A 3,130-nucleotide genomic window follows, 5' to 3' on the forward strand; every position below is an offset into this window, starting at 1 on the left:
GGGACAGGAGGGGCCGCGAACTCGAGCGCGCCAGCGCTCCGAAAACCCTGTCGGTGCGGCGTGGCATCATGCGGGGACCATGGAACTCCGAAAGGGCGCGCATGCGCCGGTGCCGACATCGCTTCTCGCCGTGGTTCTTTCATGGCGGTCGGCGCATGCTGTCGACGCGCACGCGCTGCTGGTGACGGAGTCGGGGCTGGTGCGCGACGATCGGGATTTCGTGTTCTTCAACGCGCCGCGGCATGCCTCGCAGGCGGTGACGCTGGATCAGGAGCCCGCGCCGGGGACGGCGCGGTTGAGTGTGTCGCTGCCGCGGACCGAGGCGGAGGTGGCGCGGATCGTGGTGAGCGCCTCGCTCGACGAGGGCACCTTCGATCAGCTCGCCGAACTCACGCTCACGGTGCACGCCGCCGACGGGCCGGTGGCCCGATACGCGCTGGACGGCATCGAGGACGTGCAGGCGATGATGTTCGGCGAGTTCTATCGCCGCGACGGGCTGTGGCGGTTCCGGGCGATCGGTCAGGGGTGGGCAGGCGGGTTGCCCGGGCTGGCAACCGAGTTCGGTGTCACCGTGGACGAGCCCGGCGAGGCACGGCGGCCCGATCCCGGTCCGCATCGTGCCCATCGCGGACCGGCGACGCCGTTCGCGCAGACCCGCTCGCACGACCCGCGGGCCGGATCACGGGCCGGGTCACCGGAGCTCGGAGGACACGACCGCCCGCGCGGAGCCCGGGTGGGATCGCCGGCGCCCGAGCACTCGTCGGAGCCCGCCCGCTCGGCGGGGACCGGGCACGCGACGGCGGCCACCGGCGAGTTCGACGACCCTGGCCTGCGGCGTTCCTCGCGAGCCGTGGGATCAGCAGTCGACCACGAATCTCCGGAAGACGACCCGCGCACCTCGGCCCCTGCCTCCGGGGCGGCTGCTCCGGAACCTGATCATCCCGACCCGGCCCACCGGATCCCGGCGCGTCCCCCGGCCCTGACCCGGCGCGTCATCGACCTGCCGCCCCCGCCTCCGCAGGATCCGGAACTGGCCGACTGGCATCCGGACCCGCAGGTCCCCGGTCAGGTGCGCTGGTGGGACGGCGAGGAGTGGACGACGAGCACCCGCCCGCACATCCAGGACCAGCGGGTCCGCTGCGCACGTTGCACCGCCCCGCTGCGCCGCAAGCTCTTCGGCGGCCACGGCCCCTGCAAGTCGTGCGCGGGTGAGGTGGAGGAGTTCCTCACGCATTGGCGCACCAGAGCGCGGCGGGTGCTCACCGGCCCGGGCACGCTGTCGGAGGAATGGCTCGCGGTGTGGGCGTCGTTGCGCTACCAGCGCATCGACGAGGAACGTGGGCGCGCGGTCCTGCGCGAGGCGGGCCTGACGCAGGTGGAGCGGATGGTCGCGTTCGCCTTCGCCGACGGTGAGGTGTTCGCCGAGGAGCTCGACGCGTTCGAGCACGTGGTGAGCGAGCTGGCGCTGTCCGGCCCGATCGTCGACGACCTGCGCCGCCGGATGCACCGCGGCCGCACCCTGTCCCGGCTACGCGCGGGCGAACTGCCCACCATCGACACCCCGGGCCTGCACCTGGACCCGGAGGAGCGCGTGCACCTCGACCTGCCCGCCGTGCACATCAGGATGCTGGCGCGCGGCCCGCGTAACACCGAGGGCCGGTTGATCGGCAGCTCCAAGAAGCTGCGGTTCGTGGGCGACGGCACCGGGATCGAGCTGCCGTGGAACCGGGTGGTGTCGGTGCATCCCGAGCACGGCACGGTGGTGCTGGCCGCCACCTCGGCGCGCGGCGGCGCGACGTTCGGGGTCACCGATCCCGACTATGTGGCGGCCGCGCTGGAAGGCGCGCTGCGCGTGGCGAAACGCCTGGTCCTGACCCCGGGCCAACGCGACAGCCGCAGCATCCCGCAGGACGTGAAGGCCCAGGTGTGGCAGCGCGACGGCGGTCGCTGCGTGGAGTGCGGCGACGGCCACTACCTGGAGTTCGACCACATCATCCCGCTCAGCCGTGGCGGCGCGACGAGCGCGGCGAACCTGCAGATCCTGTGCCGGGCCTGCAATCGCGCCAAGGGCGCCCGGATCTAGCCCAGGATCGCGTTCATGATGGTGCCACCGCTGGTGGCCACCACGCCGCCGATCATCGCGCCTGCGATCATCTTGGGCGATTCCATGGCGCTGCCGTTCCACTTCTCCCAGGCGAACTTTCCACCGGCGACGGTGATGGCCAGCACGCCGGACAGGATCATGAACCAGGTCAGGTACTGGACCATCTGCATGATCTTGTCCGACAGCGGTGGCGCCTCGGGCGTGGGGTTGCCGACCTGCGCGAACGTCGTGACAGTCTCGGCCATCGACGTCAGAATGATGCTCATAGCCTGCTCCCCTTTTCGCGTGATGCGAACTGCGTTCCAGCACTGTCGTATTCGGACGAGTCCAGGATAAGGGCGCGAACCCCCAGCACACCAACAAAACCGCGTGGTCCGCTCCGGGTGGGCGGCTGCGGCGCCTGATTCGACCGGATAACATCAGCCTCAGCAGTTCGTCGCCGTTCCTCCGAGTACCGAGTGAGAGCAAACATGATTCTGGCCGCCGTCACCGATACCTTGGCGCAGATCGGCAATCCGACGCCCGAAGCACCGCCGATGTCGGACAAGATCCTGCAACTGGTGCGCTACTTCACCTGGTTCATCCTGCTCTCCGGTGTGATTGCCATCACATACGCGGGCGGTAAGTTCGCCTGGGAGAAGTGGACCGGCGGCGGGCTCGAGTCGCCGAAGATGATCGCGGGCGCGATGATCGGCGGCGCGGTGGCCACCAGCGCGGGCACCATCATGAACGCGATGCTCTAGATTCCTTTCCGCTCGCGACGGCCCGTGGCTGCTCCGGGCCGCCGTGACCGGCGAGGAATCGACCCCAGGTAGATTTCGGGGCAATAGAACTAGGGTGGGACGGGGGAGTTACGGGGGTCGAGTGTAGGGGGCTGGGCTCTACCACCGTGTGCTCGATTGGGCGGGGCGGAGTGCGCCATCTCCGCATCGTAACGCCGTCGACGATCCCCCGGCACCATGTCGAGACGGCGGAAACGCTGTTCCGCGACAGCGCCCGGTCCGGCACGGCGACTTGATAGCCTCG

General features: G+C 70.0%; 3 protein-coding genes. 2 read left to right on the plus strand and 1 reads right to left on the minus strand.

Features of this window, described 5'->3' with window-relative positions; all coding sequences use genetic code 11:
- The first annotated feature begins 79 nt into the window (after positions 1-79).
- A complete protein-coding gene (locus tag QH270_RS20960; RefSeq protein WP_280345141.1) occupies positions 80-2,083 on the plus strand; it encodes a TerD family protein in 2,004 nt (667 codons plus the stop codon).
- Here the strand turns inward: QH270_RS20960 and QH270_RS20965 are convergent.
- The gene (locus tag QH270_RS20965) at positions 2,080-2,370 is read right to left on the minus strand and encodes a hypothetical protein (protein WP_110040221.1); all 291 of its coding nucleotides are present in this window, start codon (positions 2,368-2,370) and stop codon (positions 2,080-2,082) included. The two genes, QH270_RS20960 and QH270_RS20965, sit on opposite strands and share 4 nt — an antisense overlap.
- 204 nt (positions 2,371-2,574) lie before the next feature.
- Here QH270_RS20965 and QH270_RS20970 point away from each other — a divergent pair, with 204 nt between their 5' ends.
- Positions 2,575-2,847: a hypothetical protein gene (locus tag QH270_RS20970; protein WP_110040220.1), complete on the plus strand. Its 273-nt coding sequence runs from the start codon at positions 2,575-2,577 to the stop codon at positions 2,845-2,847.
- Positions 2,848-3,130: the final 283 nt, after the last annotated feature.

Origin of the sequence: Nocardia neocaledoniensis, from assembly GCF_029868625.1 — a bacterium.
Lineage (GTDB): Bacteria > Actinomycetota > Actinomycetes > Mycobacteriales > Mycobacteriaceae > Nocardia > Nocardia neocaledoniensis_A.

What these genes read in the sequence shown, in the direction of transcription:
- QH270_RS20960 (WP_280345141.1), top strand. Translation starts at nt 80, where the DNA reads ATGGAACTCCGAAAGGGCGCGCATGCGCCGGTGCCGACATCGCTTCTC.
- QH270_RS20965 (WP_110040221.1), bottom strand. Translation starts at nt 2,370, where the DNA reads ATGAGCATCATTCTGACGTCGATGGCCGAGACTGTCACGACGTTCGCG.
- QH270_RS20970 (WP_110040220.1), top strand. Translation starts at nt 2,575, where the DNA reads ATGATTCTGGCCGCCGTCACCGATACCTTGGCGCAGATCGGCAATCCG.